At 47.1% G+C, this 21,627-nt stretch carries 15 protein-coding genes, 3 tRNA genes and 2 pseudogenes; 12 read left to right on the top strand and 8 right to left on the bottom strand.

The features are described 5' to 3' along the window. Positions 1-182: 182 nt before the first annotated feature. From C1H71_RS21925 to C1H71_RS08010, 6 genes and pseudogenes are all read right to left on the bottom strand, one after another. Positions 183-500 (bottom strand): annotated as a pseudogene (locus C1H71_RS21925) (EAL domain-containing protein); the annotation flags it as partial. Positions 501-739: 239 nt separating this feature from the next. Next, a pseudogene (locus tag C1H71_RS21920) lies at positions 740-874 on the bottom strand (hypothetical protein); the annotation flags it as partial. Between the two features lie 123 nt (positions 875-997). Then, positions 998-1,333, bottom strand: a complete 336-nt coding sequence (locus tag C1H71_RS08025) for a hypothetical protein (RefSeq protein WP_130106081.1) — start codon at positions 1,331-1,333, stop codon at positions 998-1,000. A 206-nt stretch (positions 1,334-1,539) separates the two neighbouring features. Further along, positions 1,540-1,615, bottom strand: a tRNA-Lys gene (locus C1H71_RS08020). Positions 1,616-1,643: 28 nt separating this feature from the next. Continuing rightward, a tRNA-Lys gene (locus C1H71_RS08015) sits at positions 1,644-1,719 on the bottom strand. A gap of 17 nt (positions 1,720-1,736) precedes the next feature. Continuing rightward, positions 1,737-1,812: transfer RNA gene (locus C1H71_RS08010), tRNA-Lys, on the bottom strand. A gap of 283 nt (positions 1,813-2,095) precedes the next feature. On the opposite strand from C1H71_RS08010, the gene gloA reads away from it, so the two are divergent. The 10 genes from gloA (at position 2,096) to udp (ending at position 15,284) form a co-directional block, all read left to right on the top strand. After that, a complete protein-coding gene (gloA, locus tag C1H71_RS08005) occupies positions 2,096-2,476 on the top strand; it encodes a lactoylglutathione lyase (protein ID WP_130106080.1) in 381 nt (126 codons plus the stop codon). Further along, the gene (locus C1H71_RS08000) at positions 2,473-3,876 is read left to right on the top strand and encodes a sodium:proton antiporter (protein ID WP_130106079.1); all 1,404 of its coding nucleotides are present in this window, start codon (positions 2,473-2,475) and stop codon (positions 3,874-3,876) included. Before gloA ends, C1H71_RS08000 begins: the two co-directional genes overlap by 4 nt. A gap of 622 nt (positions 3,877-4,498) precedes the next feature. Beyond that, positions 4,499-6,898, top strand: coding sequence for a phosphoketolase family protein (locus C1H71_RS07995; protein ID WP_262488415.1), 2,400 nt, complete (start codon positions 4,499-4,501; stop codon positions 6,896-6,898). Between the two features lie 573 nt (positions 6,899-7,471). Continuing rightward, positions 7,472-8,272: an inositol monophosphatase family protein gene (locus C1H71_RS07990; RefSeq protein ID WP_130106078.1), complete on the top strand. Its 801-nt coding sequence runs from the start codon at positions 7,472-7,474 to the stop codon at positions 8,270-8,272. Positions 8,273-8,743: 471 nt separating this feature from the next. Next, a complete protein-coding gene (locus C1H71_RS07985) occupies positions 8,744-10,021 on the top strand; it encodes a NupC/NupG family nucleoside CNT transporter (protein ID WP_130106077.1) in 1,278 nt (425 codons plus the stop codon). A 363-nt stretch (positions 10,022-10,384) separates the two neighbouring features. Next, complete coding sequence (gene deoC / locus C1H71_RS07980) at positions 10,385-11,161, top strand: deoxyribose-phosphate aldolase (RefSeq protein WP_223146015.1); 777 nt, start codon at positions 10,385-10,387, stop codon at positions 11,159-11,161. 104 nt (positions 11,162-11,265) lie between these two features. Beyond that, on the top strand, positions 11,266-12,573 hold the full coding sequence (gene deoA / locus C1H71_RS07975) for a thymidine phosphorylase (protein WP_130106075.1): 1,308 nt from the start codon (positions 11,266-11,268) through the stop codon (positions 12,571-12,573). Positions 12,574-12,654: 81 nt separating this feature from the next. Next, complete coding sequence (locus C1H71_RS07970) at positions 12,655-13,869, top strand: phosphopentomutase (protein ID WP_130106074.1); 1,215 nt, start codon at positions 12,655-12,657, stop codon at positions 13,867-13,869. 3 nt (positions 13,870-13,872) lie between these two features. Beyond that, positions 13,873-14,301, top strand: coding sequence for a cytidine deaminase (locus C1H71_RS07965; RefSeq protein ID WP_130106073.1), 429 nt, complete (start codon positions 13,873-13,875; stop codon positions 14,299-14,301). A 221-nt stretch (positions 14,302-14,522) separates the two neighbouring features. Next, positions 14,523-15,284 carry a uridine phosphorylase gene (gene udp, locus C1H71_RS07960; RefSeq protein ID WP_130106072.1) on the top strand — a complete coding sequence of 254 codons (762 nt, stop codon included), beginning with the start codon at positions 14,523-14,525 and terminating at the stop codon, positions 15,282-15,284. Positions 15,285-15,354: 70 nt separating this feature from the next. Here udp and ilvA read toward each other — a convergent pair whose 3' ends face one another. Together ilvA and C1H71_RS07950 are read right to left on the bottom strand one after the other, a co-directional pair. After that, complete coding sequence (gene ilvA, locus C1H71_RS07955; protein ID WP_130106071.1) at positions 15,355-16,869, bottom strand: threonine ammonia-lyase, biosynthetic; 1,515 nt, start codon at positions 16,867-16,869, stop codon at positions 15,355-15,357. Between the two features lie 178 nt (positions 16,870-17,047). Continuing rightward, entirely contained in the window at positions 17,048-18,046 is a 999-nt protein-coding gene (locus tag C1H71_RS07950) for a DUF3369 domain-containing protein (protein ID WP_188053668.1), read from the bottom strand. Positions 18,047-18,248: 202 nt separating this feature from the next. On the opposite strand from C1H71_RS07950, the gene hslU reads away from it, so the two are divergent. Together hslU and C1H71_RS07940 are read left to right on the top strand one after the other, a co-directional pair. Beyond that, positions 18,249-19,544, top strand: coding sequence for an ATP-dependent protease ATPase subunit HslU (gene hslU / locus C1H71_RS07945; RefSeq protein WP_188053666.1), 1,296 nt, complete (start codon positions 18,249-18,251; stop codon positions 19,542-19,544). An 836-nt stretch (positions 19,545-20,380) separates the two neighbouring features. Further along, on the top strand, positions 20,381-21,349 hold the full coding sequence (locus C1H71_RS07940) for an ABC transporter substrate-binding protein (protein WP_130106069.1): 969 nt from the start codon (positions 20,381-20,383) through the stop codon (positions 21,347-21,349). The last annotated feature ends 278 nt before the right edge of the window (positions 21,350-21,627 follow it).

Below are 21,627 nucleotides of genomic sequence, written 5' to 3'. Positions count from 1 at the left end.
AGCTCGGCAGCGAGTCAGATGGAGCTTAAAAATGCTAGGAGCTTGTCGGACTTAGCATCAGTCGGCTGCAAAATCACCTGATTGGCCCATATTTCACCGTGTTTTTGACCAATAACTCGTTATTGGCAGTGCAAACGCTGCAAAATCTGGTCTCTAATCATGCGATTTTCCGCTTCGACCGCTTAAGTCCGACAAGCTCCTAGGCTGAAAAAAAATGTGCATAATCCAATTTCGTTTAAATGTTTAAATAATAAGCTGTTATAGACCGTGTAATGAGCAGAGAAAATATAAGAGCGGCATTGATTGCACACTAGTGGATGGTTAAACCAAAATCCTTGTGCATATAAAACGCTCTGTGCAAACAGCCAATGCGCTTCTTCAGGGGTTTCTATGCCTTCGGTAATAATTTTTAATTCTAAAGCGCTGGCTAAATAAAGTAGCGCATGGCACACGCGCTGTTGGGATTGGTTATTGGCAATATCTTTAATTAAGCTGCGATCAAATTTTAATTTGGGTAAAGATAATTGTTAAATAAGAGATAAATTAGAGTAACAGGTTCCAAAATCATCCATAAACACAAAGGGATGTTTGCGGCGCTGAGCGCTTTTATGCTTTCAATGGCTTTGATCATGCATTAAGGCTTGATTTATCACATAGGCCATTGCTGCTTGATCCAGCAACACAAATTCGTTACCACCCTAGCCTGAATATTTTGGTATCAAGGTGAGTAGATTGGCTGCTACTTGTGTTCAAGCTTGATCACCTGCCCCCAGTGGTCTAAATCAATAAGCCAAAGGAAAAATGGCTGAGTGGTATCAATTTTATGCTGGAGTATATTGGCTAAATAAGTGCGATTACCCAATGGAGTGAGCGGATCGTGATGTGCTAGTCAAGATAAATGCTCTTCTGCTGTTTTACGCTCGCTAATATCTCGGGTAATTCCTACTGTGCCAATAATCTGGCTGTGCATATATACCGGTATTTTAATCAGCGCCATTCAACGGGAGCCATCGCGAAAATGTTTAAAATTGTGTTCGAAGCGAAGCGCTTTGGCAGCTTGCATAAACCGCATATCGTCGGCCTGATAATTGGCTGCTAAATCAGCCGTAGATAAAAAATAGTCATCTTTGACAATTAGCTGATTTGGATCACGGGTATTCCAAATATTACGAAAAGCTTGATTAACAATTACAAAGCGGCTGCGCTTATTTAAATTAGGAATGCTATCAAGCAGTGCTTGGTAGCGCTTTTTGCGCCTTAATCGGTAGATTTGCACGATTGCTAAAGTAAGTAGCAGCAATAAAATACCGTTTATTGCGTTCAATGGCCCCATTATTCGAGTGGCCTGATCTTACTGATGCGATGTGTTGTTGGGGGCTTTTCTAATTTGAGGAGTGTAAGAATAAATTTTAACCTAAATACAGCACGCATGAGGAAAACTATCTCAGTATAGAGCGGATCTAGTTTATGAAGGTGAGGGACGTATGGAGCAGATAAAAGAAAAGCCCAGTCTGAAGACTGGGCTTTTCTTAGTATTCTTGGTGGGTCGTGCGGGATTCGAACCTGCGACAAACGGATTAAAAGTCCGCTGCTCTACCAACTGAGCTAACGACCCATAAAGGGCATTCCTGATGTATTCAAACTGGTGGGCTGTGACAGATTCGAACTGTCGACCTACGGATTAAGAGTCCGCTGCTCTACCAGCTGAGCTAACAGCCCTGCAAATACGGTGTGTTTGGTGGGTCGTGCGGGATTCGAACCTGCGACAAACGGATTAAAAGTCCGCTGCTCTACCAACTGAGCTAACGACCCGCTCACACTTCAGAGAGGTCGCATTATAAGGATAATTAAATTTGTGTCAAGCCCCTTACAGCTTAAATCAAGCGGAAACTCAGTGTTTCGTCGCTTAGTGACTGATTTTTATCATTATTTATTTATAAGGATCTAGGGGCGATTGGTGCTAAATATGCAATCTTTGCTCGATTGAAAAGTAAGAGTATTTTTATATCAACCGTGAATTTATGTAAAAGCTTGCATGCTGCAATTGCAGTGAAACACGGTAAACTCAAGTTTTTCTATGATATGGACAATCGTCATGCGCTTGCTACATACCATGCTCCGTGTGGGCAATCTGGAGCTTTCTATCAAGTTTTATACCGAAGTGCTTGGTATGCGCTTATTACGCAGCAAAGATTTCCCCGAAGGCCGTTTTACTCTGGCATTTTTAGGCTATGACGATGAAGTCAACGCTACAGTATTGGAGCTAACCCATAACTGGGATACCGCACAATACGTTTTGGGTAACGCTTATGGGCATATTGCGGTTGAAATCGATGATATTTATGCCTGTTGTGAAGAAGTTCGGCAAAAAGGCGGCAAAGTTGTGCGTGAGCCAGGCCCTATGAAGCATGGCAGCACGGTGATTGCTTTTGTTGAAGACCCAGATGGTTACAAAATAGAATTTATTCAAAAATGAAAAAAATCCTCTTTGCAGTTTTAAGCGTGTTGCCAGCCTTTGCGCTGGCTGCTGATTTTAATGGTGCAGAATTAAGCTTGGCTTGGGCACTGCCTTTTGTGGGTATTTTGCTCTCGATTGCGCTATTTCCCTTATTTGCGCCTCATTTTTGGCATTTACACTTTGGTAAGATCACCGCATTCTGGGTGGCATGCCTTTTGCTGCCCTTTACCATGGTGTTTGGCTTACCTGTCTCGATAGGGGTGATCGCCCATGCGATGATTGCTGAATACATACCCTTTATCTTGATTCTTTTTGCCCTTTACACCATTTCGGGAGGGATATTGGTCTGGGGTAACTTGCACGGCTCACCCAAGCTAAATACCGGTCTTTTAGCTTTAGGCACGGTATTGGCATCGATTATGGGAACGACTGGCGCGGCCATGCTCTTGATTCGCCCTTTGATTAAAGCCAATGACAACCGTAAACATAATGTGCACGTGGTGGTGTTCTTTATTTTCTTGGTGGCAAATATTGGTGGTGGTTTAACCCCTCTGGGTGATCCTCCCTTGTTTCTTGGTTTTTTAAAGGGAGTAGATTTTTTCTGGACCTTTAGCCATATGTTGCCTTTAGTGGCTTTTGCCGCTGCGGTATTGCTGACAGTGTTTTATTTTATTGATAGCTATTACTTCAAAAAAGAAGGCGTGCTAGAGATTGATAAAACTAAAGATAAGCCGATTAAAATTCATGGAAAATTCAATTTCTTTTTGATTGCTGCTGTAGTGGCTGCTGTGGTCATGTCTGGGGTTTGGAAGCCAGGGATTAGCTGGAATATTGCAGGCACTGAGTTGGCCATTCAAAATTTAATGCGCGATTTAATTTTACTGGCATTGGCATTGGTTTCTTTAAAGTTCACACCTAAGCAAGTGCGGGCCGGTAATGATTTTAATTGGGGCCCTATTTTAGAAGTAGCTAAATTATTTGCCGGTATTTTTATTGTTATGGCTCCAGCGATTGCAATTTTGCGTGCTGGCGAGGCAGGGCATTTAGCGTCATTGGTGAATACAGTGAGCAATGCCAGCGGTGGGCCAATTGATTATATGTATTTCTGGATGACGGGTTTACTATCGGCATTTTTGGATAATGCACCGACTTATCTAGTGTTCTTTAATCTAGCTCATGGCGATGCGGCATATATGATGGGCCCAATGGCCTCTACTCTATTGGCTATTTCGGCAGGATCGGTCTTTATGGGCGCATTAAGTTATATCGGTAATGCACCTAATTTCATGGTGAAAGCCGTTGCTGAAGACCGCGGGATTAAAATGCCTAGCTTCTTTGGCTATATGGCTTGGTCATGCGTAATATTATTGCCGCTATTTATTGTGATGACCTTGGTATTCTTTAGCCATTCATTTTAAATATGCATGTTTTATGATTACGAATGGGCACTTGCTTAGCAGGTGTCCATTTTTTTAGACGCCTATTCTGAGTAAAGGCTTTAACGATGCTTTGCTTGGGTATGGTGTGTATTTGCAATGTTTTTATATTTTTACGTAAGTTGGTGTAAAGTATAAAGTTAGTTTTGCTAACTTGATGATGAGGCTAATTAGCTTTAAATGATTTTTGGCGCAGTGATAAATATTTATTATGAAAAAGGTAAAGCATTGACCTTAGTCAGAAGTTTCAAATGAAGCGCTGTGTATAGTCGTTTGTGAAGAAGCTAGAACAACCACTGGCCTTAACAGGTGGGCAAGGAATAAGTGTCAAAAAGTTAATAAATGGGAACGTACAGTGATGGCAAAGGTCTAGACAGACTGTTGGACTTAAGACTGATCTACTACGGAAAAGCCGGATTTGGCCATATTTCACGCATTTTCTCGTTGAATAGCCAGCTATTCGCCTTAAAAACCCGCGAAATCTGTTTCAAACCGGTCTTTCCCTCGCTACGATCGCTTAAGTCCGACAGGCTGCTAGCTTAGGTACTCATTTAAATGCTTGATAAATAGATTTCCCGATCAGCAATTCTAGACGAGGTGTTACGTGACTCAACCGCTATCTCTTGCACAAATCGACAAAATGCACGCTTACTGGCGTGCGGCTAACTACCTTTCGGTTGGCCAAATTTATTTGCTAGATAATCCGCTTCTTACCGAACAACTGAAGTTTGCCCACATCAAGCCTCGTTTGTTGGGCCACTGGGGCACAACGCCTGGCCTGAATTTTATTTATGTTCACGCCAATCGCATTATCAAACAACGCAAAAGCCCAATGATTTATATCACTGGTCCTGGCCACGGTGGCCCGGGTTTAGTGGCAAATACTTATCTGGAAGGCAGCTACGAAGAGTTTTATCCACATATCGACCGCACTACCGCCGGTATGCAACGACTGTTTAAGCAATTCTCCTTCCCACGCGGTATTCCTTCGCACGTAGCACCGGAAACTCCGGGCTCGATGCACGAAGGCGGCGAGTTGGGTTATTCGCTTTCACACGCTTTTGGTGCTGCATTTGATAATCCAACTCAAACGGTGATTGCCGTTGTGGGTGATGGCGAAGCAGAAACTGGCCCGCTGGCGGCTTCTTGGCACTCCAATAAATACTTGCACCCAGTGAACGATGGTTTTGTACTGCCTATCTTGCATTTGAATGGCTACAAGATTGCTAATCCAACGTTGCTGTCCCGTATTAGCCACGAAGAAATCACCAAGCTATTTGAAGGTTACGGCTACAAGCCACACTTTGTTGAGCTGAAAACCGAAACATTCAATGAAAAGAATGAATCGTTTACCGAGATCCACCAAAAAATGGCTGCGACCATGGATCTGTGTATGGCCGAGCTGGATGCGATCCGTGCTAAGGCACAGGCAGAAATGGATGCTGGTCAGCCTATCGTTCGCCCACGCTACCCAATGATTGTGATGCGTACACCTAAAGGCTGGACTGGCCCGAAAGAAATTAAGGGCAAGAAAGTTGAAGATTACTGGCGCAGCCATCAAGTGCCGTTTTCTGATATCGATGAAGAAAACGTTCACAACTTAGAAAACTGGATGAAGAGCTATCGCCCAGAAGAGTTATTTAATACCGATGGTTCGTTCAAGGCAGAGCTGGCTGAATTAGCACCTGAAGGCGCATTGCGCATGGGTTCTAACCCAGTAGTGCATGGTCAAGAGTCTAAAGATCTGCGCATGCCAGATTTCCGCAAATATGCGGTTACGTTTGACAAGCCAGGTACTGTAAACGCTGAAGCAACTCGCGTGATGGGTAAATTCCTGCGCGATGTGATGGAAGAGAACGAAGAGCAAAAGAACTTCCGCATCTTTGGGCCGGATGAAACCGCATCCAACCGTTGGAACGATGTGTTTGATGTATCGGGCAAAACTTGGTTTGCTGATTACCTTGAAGCCGATAAAAACAACGATTACCTAGCGCAAGATGGCCGCGTGATGGAAATCTTGTCTGAGCATACTTGCCAAGGCTGGCTGGAAGCGTACAACTTGACAGGTCGTCACGGCTTCTTTAGCTGCTACGAAGCGTTTATCCATGTGATTGATTCGATGTTTAATCAGCACGCAAAATGGCTGAAAACAACACGCACCATCAACTGGCGTAAACCTTTGCCATCGCTGAACTACCTGCTGACATCACACGTATGGCGTCAGGATCACAACGGTTTTAGCCATCAAGATCCAGGTTTCCTTGATCATGTGATCAACAAGCGTGCAGAAGTAATCCGCGTTTACCTGCCAGCAGATGCCAACACCCTGCTCAGCGTAACCGATCACGTATTACGCAGCCGTCACTATGTAAACGTAGTGGTTGCAGGTAAGCAGCCAGCGCTGCAATACCTGACCATGGATCAAGCCATTACCCATTGCACTAAGGGTTTGGGGATTTGGGACTGGGCGTCTAACGATCAAGGCGGCGAGCCAGATGTAGTCATGGCTTGCGCGGGTGAAGTACCAACCATGGAAGCACTGGCCGCAACTGATTTGCTGCGCCAACACTTCCCTGATCTGAAAATCCGCTTTGTAAACGTCTGCGATTTGATGACCTTGCAGCCAGAAGAAGAGCACTCACATGGCTTAACAGATCGTGAGTTTGATTCGCTGTTTACTACCGATAAGCCAGTGATGTTTGCCTTCCACGGCTACCCATGGCTGATTCACCGCCTGACTTACCGTCGCAATGGTCATAGCAATATCCATGCGCGTGGTTATATCGAAGAAGGCTCGACCTCTACACCGTTTGATATGGTGGTGGTGAACAAGCTGGATCGCTACAACTTAGCCATCGACGTGATTGATCGTGTGCCAGCGCTGCAAAAAATCGGCGCTCATGTTCGTCAAAAACTGTCGGATAAATTGGTAGAACACGGCCAATACATCGCAGAACATGGCGACGATATGCCAGAAGTTAAAAACTGGAAGTGGCCTTATTAATTAGCGCTTTTTAGCTGATTAAAACCCACAAAAACCGCTTTCCTGATGGGGGAGCGGTTTTTTTATGGGTGGGATCTTTTGTAGGGCGGGTTAAACCCGCGAGCGATGTTGAAAAATACGCGGGTGCACCTCATAAGAGCTAATCAAATTGAGAAGGATCTTTTTAGTGCCTTCGGCACGTTGATTTTGGAGCGGTAGCCACCGCGGGGCCTTCCTTTCTTGAACGGCCAAGAAACGAAGCCAAAGAAGGCCGCCCCGACCAGCACGAAAGCCCCTCACTGCGGATAATCGGCTCGGCGAAAAAGGCTGCTCGCTCGCTGCCTCGCTACCCCTTTTCCGAAATCCCGAGCCGCTTATTCCTCGTTTCGGCGTGCTTCAAGGGGGGATTTAAGCCCTATATTTAGATCGTGGACCCTTACGTTCTTTGTTGTTTGCTAATGCAAAGTCAAATTACTTAACGCACAAGGAGGGGCATCTGTTTTACGAGTCACAATTTCTACCCGCGTTTTCATGTGCACATGTAACAAAGCTATCTTACTGCCTTACAATGGGGGGTAAACAAGGGAGAAAGCTGTGAGCGATTTTGAGCGTTTATCTGATCTGGTGGCTTTGGCTAGGCGTGTGGCGGCTGAAGAAATTATGCCGCGTTTTCAGCAGGTAGCATCAGCACGTAAACAGGATGGTAGCCTTTTTACCGAGGCGGATATGGCATCGCAAGCGGCTTTGCAGCGTGAGCTCCCTAAGATTGTGAATTGCCCTGTGCTGGGTGAGGAAATGAGCATCGCCCAGCAAAAAGCGCTGTGGGAAAACCATGCAGACGGGCTGTGGATTGTTGATCCGATTGATGGCACCACCAATTTTGTGCATGGTTTGCCGCACTTTTCGGTATCGATTGCCTTATTTCGCCAAGGGCGGCCTGTGTTGGGCGTGGTGTATGTGCCCGCCTTGGACGAGTGCTTTTCGGCTGCCGCAGGCTACGGCGCATGGATGAATGGGCGATCTTTACCACTACGTACCGAGATGCCTAAGTCTTTGTGTGAGGCGGTAGCCGCGGTGGAGCCAAAGTACCTAGGCGGGCGCTTGCCTGCGCGGGTGGTCAGTGTTGCGCCATTTAGTAGCCTGCGTAACTACGGCTCGTCGACGATCGATTGGTGCTGGCTGGCGGCTGGGCGTACGGATTTAATGCTGCATGGCTCGCAAAAATTATGGGATTACGCTGCAGGCGTACTGATCTTGCTGGAATCTGGCGGGCAAATTGCCAGCATTCATCAAGATAATTATTGGCAAGATCATATCTGGCAAAGATCAGTAGTCGCCGCGCGTAGCCCAGAATTATTTAAGCCATGGTTAGAATGGGTGAGAAATAATCGTTAAATTATTTTTAATATAAATACTTAATTTAAGCATTTCATTTTTTTAAATGAAATTTCGCGGATTTATTCAGTTTAAAAGTATAGATTGTCATTTGTCGATCAAAAAAGGCACTCGCTACAAAGCATGTGCCTTTTTTGATATCTCTCAAATAAAACAGCATATTTTATTTCTTACGATAATTGAAAATATAAACGGATGAAAATTGGTTTTTCCTGATAATTGGTGAGGAAGTTTGGTTTTCTTGTGTGAAAAACATTTATTATGTGTCGTTTTTTTTGAAAACAAGCTATTTCCCTTACATGAAGGGAGTTGCTAAACATTCAGCTTGGTTTTTAGTGTTTGTCGAATAGGTAAAACACCTTATTTATTCAAATGTTGCCAAGCCTATATTGCAGGCTGAGTGAAAACCCGTAAAAAACAAGCCGCAGCGCACGCTAAATAAAGCGGTATGTGAAATTTCAGGAGACGAAGATGTTTGAAGTTGGACGCAGCCTAATCGGTATCGCTGTTCTATTGTTGATTGCTTTTGCACTTTCAATGAATCGAAAAGCAATTAAACCCCGCGTTATTATTGCCGCACTATTAACCCAAATTTCTATTGGTGCAATTGTGCTATTTATCCCACTTGGTAAAGATATTTTGCTGAATGTGGCTAATGCTGTAAATCATGTATTGGAATACGGAAATCACGGAATATCCTTTTTATTCGGCGGCTTAGTCGATAAAAAGATGTTTGAGGTGTTTGGCAACGGCGGATTTGTGTTTGCATTCCGTGTGTTACCCATGATTATCTTTATGACTTCATTTATTTCAGTGCTTTACTACCTCGGTGTAATGCGCTGGATCGTTACTATTCTAGGCACCATCTTCCAAAAGCTCTTGGGCGTGAGCAAGCTGGAATCTTTTTCAGCGGTAACGACTATTTTCTTAGGCCAAAGCGAAATGCCTGCGGTAGTTAAGCCGTTTATGAAAACCATGAGCGGCCCTGAGCTGTTTGCGGTGATGTCTAGTGGTATGGCTGCGATTGCAGGCTCGGTACTGGCGGGTTATGCCGGCCTTGGTGTGCGCATGGAATACCTGATTGCCGCTTCATTTATGGCGATTCCGGGTGGTTTGTTGTTTGCCAAAATCATTTGTCCAACTACAGAAGAAAGCCAAGTAGAAATCAAAGATCTGACTTTTGATGATGAGCGTCCGGCTAATCTGATCGAAGCGGGTGCTGCTGGTGCCTCGGTGGGTCTGAAAATTGCCCTGAACGTAGGCGCAATGTTGCTGGCGTTTATTGGTTTGATTGCGCTGGTAAATGGTTTGGTTGCTGGTGTGGGTGGTTTGTTTGGCCATCCTGAATATAATCTGGAATTGATTCTGGGTGTGGTGTTCTCGCCATTGGCTTACTTAATTGGTGTGCCTTGGGAGCATGCTGCGCTGGCGGGTAACTTCCTCGGTCAAAAAATGATCTTGAACGAGTTTGTGGCCTTTGTTGGCTTAGCGCCTTACCTTAAAGACGCGGCATCGGTAACGGCTGCTGGCCTGCAAGTATTGGACGCTAAAACGCTGGCGATTCTGTCTTTTGCCCTGTGTGGCTTTGCTAACTTCTCATCGATTGCTATTTTGGCAGGTGGTTTTGGCTCAGTAGCGCCAGAGCGCCGTTCCGAAGTAAGCCGTTATGGCTTGCGTGTGGTTGCTGCTGCAACGCTATCTAATCTAATGAGCGCAACCATTGCTGGGTTGTTTATTAGCATGGCTTAGGATACGGCTCAAACCCGTCATTCCCGCATGCCTTTGGCGGGAATCCAGCTGCGCGGCTGGATCCCCGATAAAAACACTCGGGGATGACGGGCAGGTCACCTTGGAAATTAATATGAATCAATTTCTTAAGGTTTTAAAGCAGGCTCTGTTGATTTTTTTCCTTGGAAGTTAGTCAACAGCGGCGTAACCCAACATGGTTAGGCGGCTTTTACGGAAATGTTTTATTCCTAAAGCAAGGGCTTGGCCCATATAAATTGGGTGGTTTGGTTTAGCTGGGCTGCTAGTAAACTAGCTAAACCAACATGCTCAGACAACGTTTCATCTTTGAGGCGAACCGCTCAAATAATTGTTAAAGGAAAAATGATGACTACTCAAAATCAACTGTGTGCCGCTGCCCTGCGTGGCTTGCATTTAATGGATTTAACCGCGCTAAACGATTCTGACACCGTGGCATCAATCGAAGCGCTTGCTGCATCGGCTAAAACTCCGGTAGGCAATCCTGCCGCGCTTTGTGTTTACGCACAGTTTGTACCCGCTGCAAAAGCAGCTTTGGCAGCTCACGGCTTAAATATTCCGGTTGCTACCGTAACCAACTTTCCTAAGGGCGAGCCAACACCGGCTGAAGCTGCTGCTGAAACAGCCGCCGCCATTGCTAATGGCGCAGATGAAGTGGATGTTGTTTTCCCATGGCGTGCGCTGATGGCTGGCGACGAGCAAGTTGGCTTTGATGTAGTGGCGCAAAGCCGCGCAGCCGTTGGCGACAAAATTCTGAAAGTGATTATCGAAAGCGGCGAGCTAAAAACAGCTGCGCTGATTCGTAAAGCCAGCGAAATTTCGATCGCTGCAGGCGCGCATTTTATTAAAACATCTACTGGTAAAGTGCCGGTCAATGCGACTCAAGAAGCAGCTGAAATCATGATTCAAGCGATTAAAGACAGCGGCAAGGCGGTTGGCTTTAAGGCTGCAGGCGGCGTGCGCACTGCACAAGATGTGCTGGAATACTTGGCGATTGCGGATCGCATCATGGGGCCAGATTGGGCGCAAGCTGCGACTTTCCGCTTTGGCGCATCCAGCCTGATGGGTAGCTTGCTGACCACTTTGGGCCACGAAGCAGGCGCAACGGCAAAATCGGCGTATTGATAGGCACCGAGTCAAGAACCCTAACGCAGGGTGGGTGTGTTCACGCTTTTACATAATGCGTGAGCCGCTGGTTGACTGCCATACATCGTTCATTAGAGGTTTATATGTTTCTGCCCCAAGAAATCATCCGAAAAAAGCGTAATGGCGGTGTGGTGAGTGGCGATGAAATTCGCTTTTTTGTACGCGGCATCAGCGATCAGAGTATTTCAGAAGGCCAGATCGCGGCTTTTGCAATGGCGGTTTATTTTAAAGGCATGACGTTGGATGAGCGAGTGGCGCTGACGCTGGCAATGCGTGATTCTGGGCAGGTTTTGGATTGGCGCAGCTTAGATTTACCTGGCCCAGTGCTGGATAAGCACTCAACTGGCGGCGTAGGCGATTTAGTCTCCTTGCTGTTGGGGCCAATGATTGCGGCTTGTGGCGGTTTTGTTCCGATGATTTCTGGCCGTGGCCTTGGGCACACCGGCGGTACGCTAGATAAGTTTGATGCTATTCCTGGCTACAACACCGAGCCAAGCACTGAGCTATTTCGCAAAACGGTGCGTGAAGTGGGCGTGGCCATTATCGGCCAGACAGGTGATTTAGCCCCTGCGGATAAACGCCTCTATGCGATTCGTGATGTGACGGCCACGGTGGAATCGGTTGCCATGATTACCGGCTCGATTTTGTCGAAAAAATTATCAGCAGGGTTGGATGCGCTGGTGATGGATGTCAAAGTGGGTAGTGGCGCATTTATGCCAAATCTAGCTGCATCGCGTGAGCTGGCAGATAGCATTGTAGAAGTGGGCAATGACGCAGGCCTGCCAACTGCTGCGCTGCTCACCGATATGAACGAGCCACTGGCTCCATGTGCGGGTAATGCTATTGAAGTGCGTTGTGCCTTGGATTATCTAAGCGGTAAACATCGCCCAGCGCGCTTGCATCAGGTGACGATGGCGCTGTGTAGCGAAATGCTGGTGCTGGGTAAATTGGCGGTGAATGAGGCCGAGGCAGAAAGTAAACTGATGGTGGCGCTAGATAGCGGCCGTGCGGCAGAGATATTTGGCCGGATGATTGCTGGTTTGGGCGGACCTGCTGATTTTATAGAAAAGCCAGAGCAATATCTGCCACAGGCTGCGCTACAAATTGCGGTACCAGCGGTGCAAAATGGTTTTATTGTGGGTATAGACACCCGTGCACTGGGTATGGCTGTAGTGGGCCTGGGCGGTGGCCGTCGTAAACCAAGCGATAAGCTTGACTACGCGGTTGGCCTTACGCAAATTAGTGGCCTTGGTCAGCAGCTTGGCGCAGGTGAGCCACTGGCCATCGTGCATGCACAGACTGCTGCAGCGGCAGAGCAAGCGGTTCGTGAAGTACAAGCGGCATTTAGCTATGGCTTGGCAGCGCTTGCCAGTCATCCAATTATTTATTAACACCCAAAGGTGGAGTGGTGAGGCATGCCGCGCCGCTACATATATTGATTAAAAGCCTACTAAAGGCGTAAGGAGTTTCCCATGCGTGCCATTTTCTTGATTATGGATTCACTCGGTGTCGGTGCAGCACCCGATGCAGACAAGTTTGGTGATGTAGGCTCCAATACGCTTGGTCATATTGCTGAGCGTTGTTTCAATGGCGAGGCCGATATTGATCGCAGCGGCCCGCTGAAAATCCCTCATCTTGAAGAGCTAGGAATGGGCTTGGCTTGTGGCCTAGCCAGCGGCAAAGTGCCGGCAGGTTTATCCGCCACGATTAAGCCGACTGCCGCTTATGGCGCAGCTTTTGAGATTTCGTCCGGCAAAGATACCCCATCGGGCCACTGGGAATTAGCCGGTGTGCCGGTCTTGTTTGATTGGGGCTATTTTACTAAACCAACTGATACCTTCCCGCCAGAGCTGCTGGAAACGCTTGTAAGGCGTGCAGGTCTGCCCGGCTATCTGGGTAATTGCCATGCTTCGGGCACCGATATTATCGCCAAGCTGGGTGATGAGCACCGCGCCACCGGCAAGCCAATCTTTTATACCTCGGCGGATTCGGTATTCCAGATTGCCGCGCACGAAGAAAGCTTTGGCTTAGAAAAGCTGTACGAGCTGTGCCAGATCGCTCATGAAGAAATGCTGCAATACAATATTTGCCGCGTGATTGCTCGTCCATTTGATGGCGAAACACCAGCAACTTACGCCCGCACCGGCAATCGCCATGATTACGCCGTTGCACCGCCGGCTAAAACAGTGCTGGAAAAATTGACTGATGCGGGCGGCACGGTGGTTTCTATCGGCAAAATAGCTGATATTTACGCACATTGCGGCATTACCAAGGGCATTAAAGCCAGCGGTTTAACCGCGCTATGGGATGCCACGCTAAAAGCCACGATTGAGGCGCCGGACAACAGCATTGTGATGACCAATTTTGTTGATTTCGACGAGAAATTTGGCCACCGCCGCGATGTAGCGGGTTACGCCCGTGGCTTGGAGTTATTTGATAAGCGCTTGCCAGAAATGCTGGCCCTGCTTAAAGATGACGATATTTTGATTATCTCGGCCGATCACGGCTGCGATCCAACTTGGCCAGGTACCGAGCACACTCGTGAGCATGTGCCTGTGTTGGTTTACGGCAAGTGTGTACCGGCTGGCAGTATTGGTATTCGCGAATCTTTCGCAGACGTGGGCCAGAGTCTGGCTAACTGGTTCAATCTTTCTTCTTTCCCGGTTGGGAAAGCTTTTCTGGAGTAAGTCATGACGCGTGAAGAACTTGATGCAAGAGAATTACTCGATCAGGCCCGTATTGCCAGAACTTCGGCCTACGCACCGTATTCCCGTTTTCTGGTCGGCGCGGCGCTGATTACTAAAGACGGCCGTGTTTTTCACGGCTGCAATGTAGAAAACGCCTCTTATGGCCTGTGCAATTGTGCAGAGCGCACGGTGCTCTTTAGCGCCATTGCCAATGGCTATAAGCCAGGTGATTTTTCTGCCATTGCCGTCGTGGGCGATACCCTCGGCCCGATCGCGCCTTGCGGTGCTTGCCGTCAGGTGATGATCGAAATCGGCACACCAGTGCTGCCAGTGATTTTGGGCAATATGAAAGACGATATGGAAATCACCACCGCAGGCGATCTGCTGCCAGGAGCTTTCTACCTCGACCCAAAAGATACACCCGCGCTTTAAATATCAAAATCGTAGGACGGGTGAAACCCGCCAAGTTTTGTGATGAAACAGCGGCGGGTTTCTCCCGCCCTACGATTACATCTCAAATTTAAACTCAAACTATAAAACGTGGAATTTCTGAGAAGGCGAGGTGATACGAGGAAATGATTGTTTTCTCCGTGTTCTCTGTGGCATCGCGGGTTCAAGGTTTGGGTTCGTTTTTTTTAAATTGAAGGACTCTCATGTCTAAATCTGAAGTTTTCCATTTAGGTCTCGCTAAAAGCGATTTAGCCGGTGCCACTCTTGCGATTGTGCCGGGCGATCCTGCCCGTGTGCAGCGTATTGCTGAAAAAATGAGTAATGCCAAGTTGCTGGCCAGCCATCGTGAATTCACAACCTATCTTGCTGAGCTGGATGGCAAGCCGATTGTGATTTGCTCTACCGGTATTGGCGGCCCTTCTACTTCGATTGCGGTAGAAGAGTTGGCTCAGCTGGGGATCAATACCTTCTTGCGCGTGGGTACAACCGGTGCGATTCAATCGCATATCAATGTGGGTGATGTGCTGGTCACTACCGGTTCGGTTCGTTTGGATGGCGCAAGCTTACACTTTGCACCGATGAGCTTCCCCGCTGTCGCCGATTTTGACTGCACTACAGCGCTGGTTAACGCGGCTAAAAAAGCGGGTAAACCACTGCATATCGGCGTAACCGCGTCATCAGACACTTTCTACCCAGGCCAAGAGCGTTACGATACTTGCAGCGGTCGTGTACTGAGCAGCTTGCAAGGTTCGATGAAAGAATGGCAGGCGATGGGCGTGATGAACTACGAAATGGAATCCGCAACTCTGCTGACCATGTGCGCAACTCAAGGCTGGCGTGCAGGGATGGTGGCTGGTGTGATCGTAAACCGCACCCAGCAGGAAATCCCAGATGCTGAAGCGATGAAGCTGGCAGAACACACTGCAGTAGATATCGTGATTGAAGCTGCGCGTAATCTGATTTAATTGTTGTCGATCGCGCGCTGCAACCCGCGATTCATGCATAAAAAAACGGCCATCATCGATGGCCGTTTTTTTATGCACTCAAAAACAGTGCATAAGCGGGGTTATCGCTTTCATCCCAGTGCATATAGCCCAGTTTTTGTAGGAAAGCGGCAAAGGCGTCGTCGTCTTGTGGCGGCACTTGGATGCCAACCAAAATACGCCCGTAATCTGCACCGTGGTTGCGGTAGTGAAAGAGGCTGATATTCCACTCGCCACTCATGCCATTCAAGAAGTTGAGCAGGGCGCCGGGGCGTTCTGGAAATTCAAAGCGCATCAGCCGCTCGTTTTGCACATTGGGCGCTTTGCCGCCCACTAAATGGCGGATATGCAGCTTGGCTAGCTCGTTATCAGTGAGATCGACGGCGGCGATTTTTGCGGCAGCTAGCTCGCCGATCAGCTCAATGACTTCACTGCGATCGTTAATAGATAGGCCAACAAACACATGCGCTTCGCTGGCAGTGGAGTAGCGGTAGTTAAATTCGGTGATATTGCGCGCACCAATCAGCTGACAGAAAGTGCGGAAAGAGCCTGGCTGCTCAGGAATCGTCACGGCCACAATCGCTTCGCGCTGCTCGCCCATTTCGGCTTGCTCGGCGATATAGCGCAGGCGGTCAAAATTCATATTTGCGCCAGATGCTACGGCGATCAGCGTGGCGTCTTGTTTGCCTTCACGTTTGGCCCAAGCTTTAAGGCCAGCAATGGCTAGCGCACCGGCAGGCTCTAGAATCGAGCGATTGTCTTCAAATACATCTTTAATTGCCGCGCACATGGCGTCGGTATCAACCAAAATTACATCGTCGACAAATTGGCGGCACAGGCGGAAAGTCTCTTCGCCAACTTGTTTCACTGCCACGCCATCGGCAAAAATGCCAACCTGCGGCAGGGTAATGCGCTCGCCCAGCTTCAGGCTTAAATACATGGCGTTGGCGTCAGTGGGCTCTACACCAATGATTTTAATTTCTGGGCGCAGGCGTTTGATATAAGCCGCCATCCCTGCCAATAAGCCACCACCGCCAACGGGAACAAAAATCGCGTCAATATGATCGGGGTACTGGCGCAAAATCTCCATCGCCACCGTGCCTTGCCCGGCAATCACATCAGGATCATCAAAAGGGTGAATCAGCGTAGCGCCGGTTTGCTCGGATAAATTAAGCGCGTGTTGATAGCAATCAGAGTAAGAGTCACCAATGAGCACCGCCTCTGCACCACGGCGAGTTACGGCATCTACCTTGATGCGTGGGGCGGTGGTTGGCATCACAATAGTGGCGCGGCATTTTAAGTATTGTGCCGCCATTGCCACGCCTTGCGCATGGTTGCCCGCAGAGGCCGCAACCACGCCGCGCTCTAGTTCGGCGTGCGTTAGCTTCACCATCTTGTTATACGCGCCGCGAATTTTGAACGAGAACACGGGTTGCATATCTTCGCGCTTAAACAGTACTTTATTGCCAATGCGGCGCGATAGATTAGGGGCAAATTCGAGAGGGGATTCAATAGCCACATCGTAGACACGGGCTTTGATAATACTTTCCAGATAATCTTTCGACATAGCGTGCAGACGGGTTGGTGAGAGGGAATAGATGATTCTACCGTTGAAAGCGATAGCTTGGGGCTTTGAAAAAGCAGTAAGCTAAAAATCGGTTAGATATACTTTGTTCAAGAGGATGACTTATTCGGTTGAGCGGCTTTAGCCAAAAATGTATTTAGCCAACCAAGCTAGTGAGGCCTTACTCCGCGCCACGTAGCGCTTGAATTTCTTTATTCATTATTAAATTTTCAAATGCGATGCTGACATTGCGGCAGAATAATTCGATGAGTTCTTTATCTGGATTAGATAAAGCCACTGGCCCATCGATAATCAGTAAATTGACTGGCCCATGTTCAGCATGGAAAAAACCGACAAAATGATCGGTAGCATAAACACTGCTTTCATCGTGCATGGCCAGCTTAATGGAGGCGTCAAACTTTGCCAGCTCGCTATATTCAAGTTTTTTGCCGCAGAGCGCTTGATAGCCACCCGTGGCATACATCACTTGAATCTCGCCATCTTGAGATAAAGCAGCCATGCCGCCTTGCACCACAATATATAAAGCCTCTTGCTCAAAAAATAGCAGGGATTGCAATTGCTCTAGTACGCCTTGGGCAAAGTTTTGAATAGATTGTTGTTTAAAAATATTGGCCGAGGCTTCAATCACTTTGATTAAGCCTCGGCGATTAGCATCTAGCATTTGGCGCTGATGCTCTAGCAGCATAATGTCTTTATACGAGCGCAAGGTGCCTAAGATGGCGGTGTAAAGCTTATCGCGGGTTAGCTCGGTTTTGGCTTTGTAATCATTAATATCGTAGCTTTCAATCACATGTCGCTCGGGCGCAACCCCTGGTTGGCCGGTGCGCAAGATAATACGAATTTGGTGATTGCCGAGCGTTTCACGGATGGCATGCGCTACTTGCAGGCCGGAATCTTCTTGCTCCATGACTACGTCGAGTAAAACCAGAGCAATATCATTGCGGCTACGAAGTAGCTCCAAGCTTTCTGCCCCAGAATAGCAGGATAAAATTTCTAGTTGTCGGCCTAAGAATTCAATATTGGCGAGCGCAAGCCGAGTGACGTGATGAATATCTGGCTCATCGTCAACAACTAGAATTGTCCATCGATTGGCATTGTTGCTGGTAGATTCGTCTTCGTTGTCTTCATCCAGCCAGTCATCGTTATCGTTATCGTTCATATTCTCTCTGCGTAATCCTCGCATCTTGTTATTGTAGAACTTATCGTGTGCTTTGATAGGAAATGAGCATTTTTTTAAAGCTAAGAATAGCTTGGTTCCATCGTTTATCTTGAGCAGGGTAATAGTGAAATATCTATGAATTAGTCTTTAAATTTAGTGCTAGTGCCGCCATCTGGTTTATATATTTTGTTAAGGATTGATCATGAGCCAAATGACTCCGCGAGAAATTGTTCACGAGCTAGATAAACATATTGTTGGGCAAACGGCTGCCAAAAAGGCTGTGGCGATTGCGCTGCGTAATCGTTGGCGTAGGCAACAAGTGGCAGAGCCGCTTAGAAATGAAATCACCCCTAAGAACATTTTGATGATTGGGCCAACCGGTGTGGGCAAAACCGAAATCGCCCGCCGCTTGGCTAAATTATCTGACGCTCCCTTTATCAAAGTAGAGGCAACTAAATTCACCGAAGTAGGTTACGTGGGTAAAGATGTAGACAGCATCATTCGTGATTTGGTTGAGGTCGCCGTGAAGCAAGTGCGGGATAAAGCCATTAGCCGTAATCGTGTTCGAGCGTCAGATGCGGCTGAAGAGCGCATTCTGGATGTATTACTGCCGCCAGGTGGCAGCGATGATTCAGACACACGCCAAAAATTCCGCAAAATGTTGCGTGAAGGAAAGCTGGACGAAAAAGAAATTGAAATTGAAGTGGCGGCAGCCGCGCCAACCATGGAGGTGATGAGCCCGCCAGGCATGGAAGACTTCTCTAGCCAGATTCAGCAAATGTTTAAGGGCGCGTTTTCCGATAAAAAGAAATCGCAAAAGCTTAAAGTTGTTGAAGCCATGAAGTTGCTAACTGAAGAAGAAGCGGCCAAGCTCGTCAATGAAGAAGACGCTAAAGCCGAGGCTCTATTTGCGGTGGAGCAAAATGGCATCGTGTTTATTGATGAAATTGATAAAGTAACTAGCCGTGCCGAGGCGGGCAGTGGCGAAGTCAGCCGCCAAGGTGTGCAGCGCGATTTACTACCGCTGGTAGAAGGCACCACGGTCACCACCAAATATGGCATGGTTAAAACTGACCATATTCTATTTATTGCTAGTGGCGCTTTTCATTTAGCTAAGCCATCAGATTTGATTCCAGAGCTGCAAGGGCGTTTTCCGATTCGGGTAGAGCTTAATTCACTGACTGTGGATGATTTTGCCAGCATCTTAACTGGCACAGATGCTTGCTTAGTGAAGCAATATCAGGCTTTACTGGCAACAGAAGAAGTGGAATTAGATTTCACTGATGACGGTGTAAAACGGATGGCTGAAATTGCTTGGCAGGTTAATGAGAGCACTGAAAATATCGGTGCTCGGCGTTTATATACCGTGATGGAACGCTTGCTCGAAGAGATCTCTTTTGATGCTAAGAGCGGCAAAATTGTGGTGGATGCTGAATTTGTAAGCAGCAAATTAGGTGGCATTGCAGCGGATGAAGATTTAGCACGTTACGTACTGTAGCCGCGTTTAGTTAAATCTGGCGAAAGAGACTTGAAGCATAGTTTTGCTCCAAGGCTCTTTCGCCATTTTTTTGTCTGAATCTGCAGTAAACAGATAGGCAAGCATGCGAAGCGTGCAGAGGGAGTTGAGCTTAAGTGTATTGATTTTTAAGGGGCTTTACCGTTCCTCGCCTTGAGGACGTGTTTTGCCGAGATATTTCTGGAAAATGTCTTTTATGTGAACTAGGCTGTATGCAACTTTCTTGATCGTCTAGCGATTACTTAAAACGTCTTAAAATTTGTAGAGTTAATGGTGCTTTGTACTGCGTATTTTGCTGTATTTAAGTGCTTGAATTGGGGCTTTACACACAGGCAGTGCTTGTGCTTGTAGCTTGATTTTATCCTCCCGCATGGCTTTCGCGATTTTACCCTTCAAATGAGAACAGGCTTGGTTCTTAGCCTTGTTTTTTCTTGATTTATATCACTTTATAGTCTTATTGAGTGCGCCCAAAATCGCACTGAATAATGATCTTACCCACAAAGTTATCCACAGCATTTAAAGCTGCCGTTTTATAATCATAATTGCAGTAAAAACCCTCTATTAGGGATATCCCCGCTTTGTATCTTTGGGCGACTTACCTCTATTATCTTTGCCGTAACTCATATCGTTGTGCACGGATATCGCTGGTATTTTATTTAGTGGTATTTGCGAAGTAAATGCCATATGTGGCTATTTATTCGTCATCAGTTTGAAAAAATAAAACAGTTGTTTCATATGCAAACGCGCGTATTTTCTATTTGAAATTCTCGGCTTTTTTTATCAAGCTCCACAATCACTTTGAAATAAGGATTTGGTCGATGCTTAAATTATTTAAACCTACTCTTTTAGCTACTCTTTTGACGCTTAGCTTAGCCCCAATTTCGGGTGCTGCAGAAATGAAATCCGTGGCAGTAACGGCGATTGTTGATCACCCTGCACTAGATTCGGCCCGTAAAGGGGTTGAAGACGAATTAAAAGCAGCGGGCTTTGAGCCGGGCAAGCAGATTAAGTATCAATTTCAAAGTGCCCAAGGCAATACCGCGACCGCAGCACAAATTGCCCGTAAATTTGTTGGCGATCAGCCAGATGTGATTGTTGCGATCGCCACACCTAGCGCGCAGGCTGTTATAGCAGCTACTCGCAGCATTCCGGTCGTGTTTACTGCCGTGACTGATCCAGTGGCCGCCAAGCTGGTTAAAAGCTGGAAGACAGGCAACGATAATGTAACTGGCGTGTCGGATATGTTAGAGCTGTCGCCACAAATCGATTTAATCTTAAAAGTAAAACCAAACGCTAAGCGCGTCGGCATGGTGTATAGCCCCGGTGAGGTTAACTCAACCATCGTGGCTAAAGAATTAAAAGCCGAATTGGCTAAGCGCGGCATGACGCTGGTAGAAGCGCCTGCGGCCCGCACGGTAGATATATCTACTGCAGCGAAAAGCTTGGCTGGCAAAGTAGATGTGATTTACACCAATACCGATAACAATGTGGTTTCTAGCTACGAATCTTTAGTAGGCGTGGCACAGCAAGCGCAAATCCCTTTGATCTCTGGTGATGCAAGCTTAGTAAAACGCGGTGCGATTGCTGCGATGGGGATGAGCTACTACGATTTAGGCCGCCAAACTGGCAAGATGGTAGTACGTATATTGAAAGGCGAAAAAGCAGGCGATATTGCCCCTGAAGTAGGTTCTAAGAAAGAATTGATGGTCAATACCACTGCAGCTAAAAAACAAGGCGTAACGCTATCAGCAGCCCTGCTGAAAGAAGCAAAAGAAGTGCTTAAGTAAGTTCTAGCAGCCTGTCGGACTTAAGCGATCGTAGCGAGGGAAAGACCGGTTTGAGACAGATTTCGCGGGTTTTTGAGGCGAATAGCTGGCTATTCAACGAGAAAATGCGTGGAATATGGCCAAATCCGGCTTTTCCGTAGTAGATCAGTCTTAAGTCCGACAGCCTGCTAGGCTTTGAATTAAATATTCAACCACAGAGAGCGCAGAGCTACAGCGAGAAAATCATTTCAAGTCGGAAGTTTTCGCTGTGAACTCTGTGCTCGCATTTACCCCTGTGA

It is taken from the genome of Iodobacter fluviatilis (assembly GCF_004194535.1).
GTDB lineage: Bacteria > Pseudomonadota > Gammaproteobacteria > Burkholderiales > Chitinibacteraceae > Iodobacter > Iodobacter fluviatilis_A.
This window is presented reverse-complemented; position numbering and strand designations above follow the sequence as displayed.

Excerpts from the sequence above, each read along its gene's own strand:
- C1H71_RS08000 (WP_130106079.1), top strand. The coding sequence starts at position 2,473 with ATGAAAAAAATCCTCTTTGCAGTTTTAAGCGTGTTGCCAGCCTTTGCG.
- C1H71_RS08025 (WP_130106081.1), bottom strand. The coding sequence starts at position 1,333 with ATGGGGCCATTGAACGCAATAAACGGTATTTTATTGCTGCTACTTACT.
- hslU (WP_188053666.1), top strand. The coding sequence starts at position 18,249 with ATGAGCCAAATGACTCCGCGAGAAATTGTTCACGAGCTAGATAAACAT.
- deoA (WP_130106075.1), top strand. The coding sequence starts at position 11,266 with ATGTTTCTGCCCCAAGAAATCATCCGAAAAAAGCGTAATGGCGGTGTG.
- C1H71_RS07940 (WP_130106069.1), top strand. The coding sequence starts at position 20,381 with ATGCTTAAATTATTTAAACCTACTCTTTTAGCTACTCTTTTGACGCTT.
- deoC (WP_223146015.1), top strand. The coding sequence starts at position 10,385 with ATGACTACTCAAAATCAACTGTGTGCCGCTGCCCTGCGTGGCTTGCAT.
- C1H71_RS07965 (WP_130106073.1), top strand. The coding sequence starts at position 13,873 with ATGACGCGTGAAGAACTTGATGCAAGAGAATTACTCGATCAGGCCCGT.
- C1H71_RS07985 (WP_130106077.1), top strand. The coding sequence starts at position 8,744 with ATGTTTGAAGTTGGACGCAGCCTAATCGGTATCGCTGTTCTATTGTTG.
- gloA (WP_130106080.1), top strand. The coding sequence starts at position 2,096 with ATGCGCTTGCTACATACCATGCTCCGTGTGGGCAATCTGGAGCTTTCT.
- C1H71_RS07970 (WP_130106074.1), top strand. The coding sequence starts at position 12,655 with ATGCGTGCCATTTTCTTGATTATGGATTCACTCGGTGTCGGTGCAGCA.
- C1H71_RS07950 (WP_188053668.1), bottom strand. The coding sequence starts at position 18,046 with ATGAACGATAACGATAACGATGACTGGCTGGATGAAGACAACGAAGAC.
- ilvA (WP_130106071.1), bottom strand. The coding sequence starts at position 16,869 with ATGTCGAAAGATTATCTGGAAAGTATTATCAAAGCCCGTGTCTACGAT.
- udp (WP_130106072.1), top strand. The coding sequence starts at position 14,523 with ATGTCTAAATCTGAAGTTTTCCATTTAGGTCTCGCTAAAAGCGATTTA.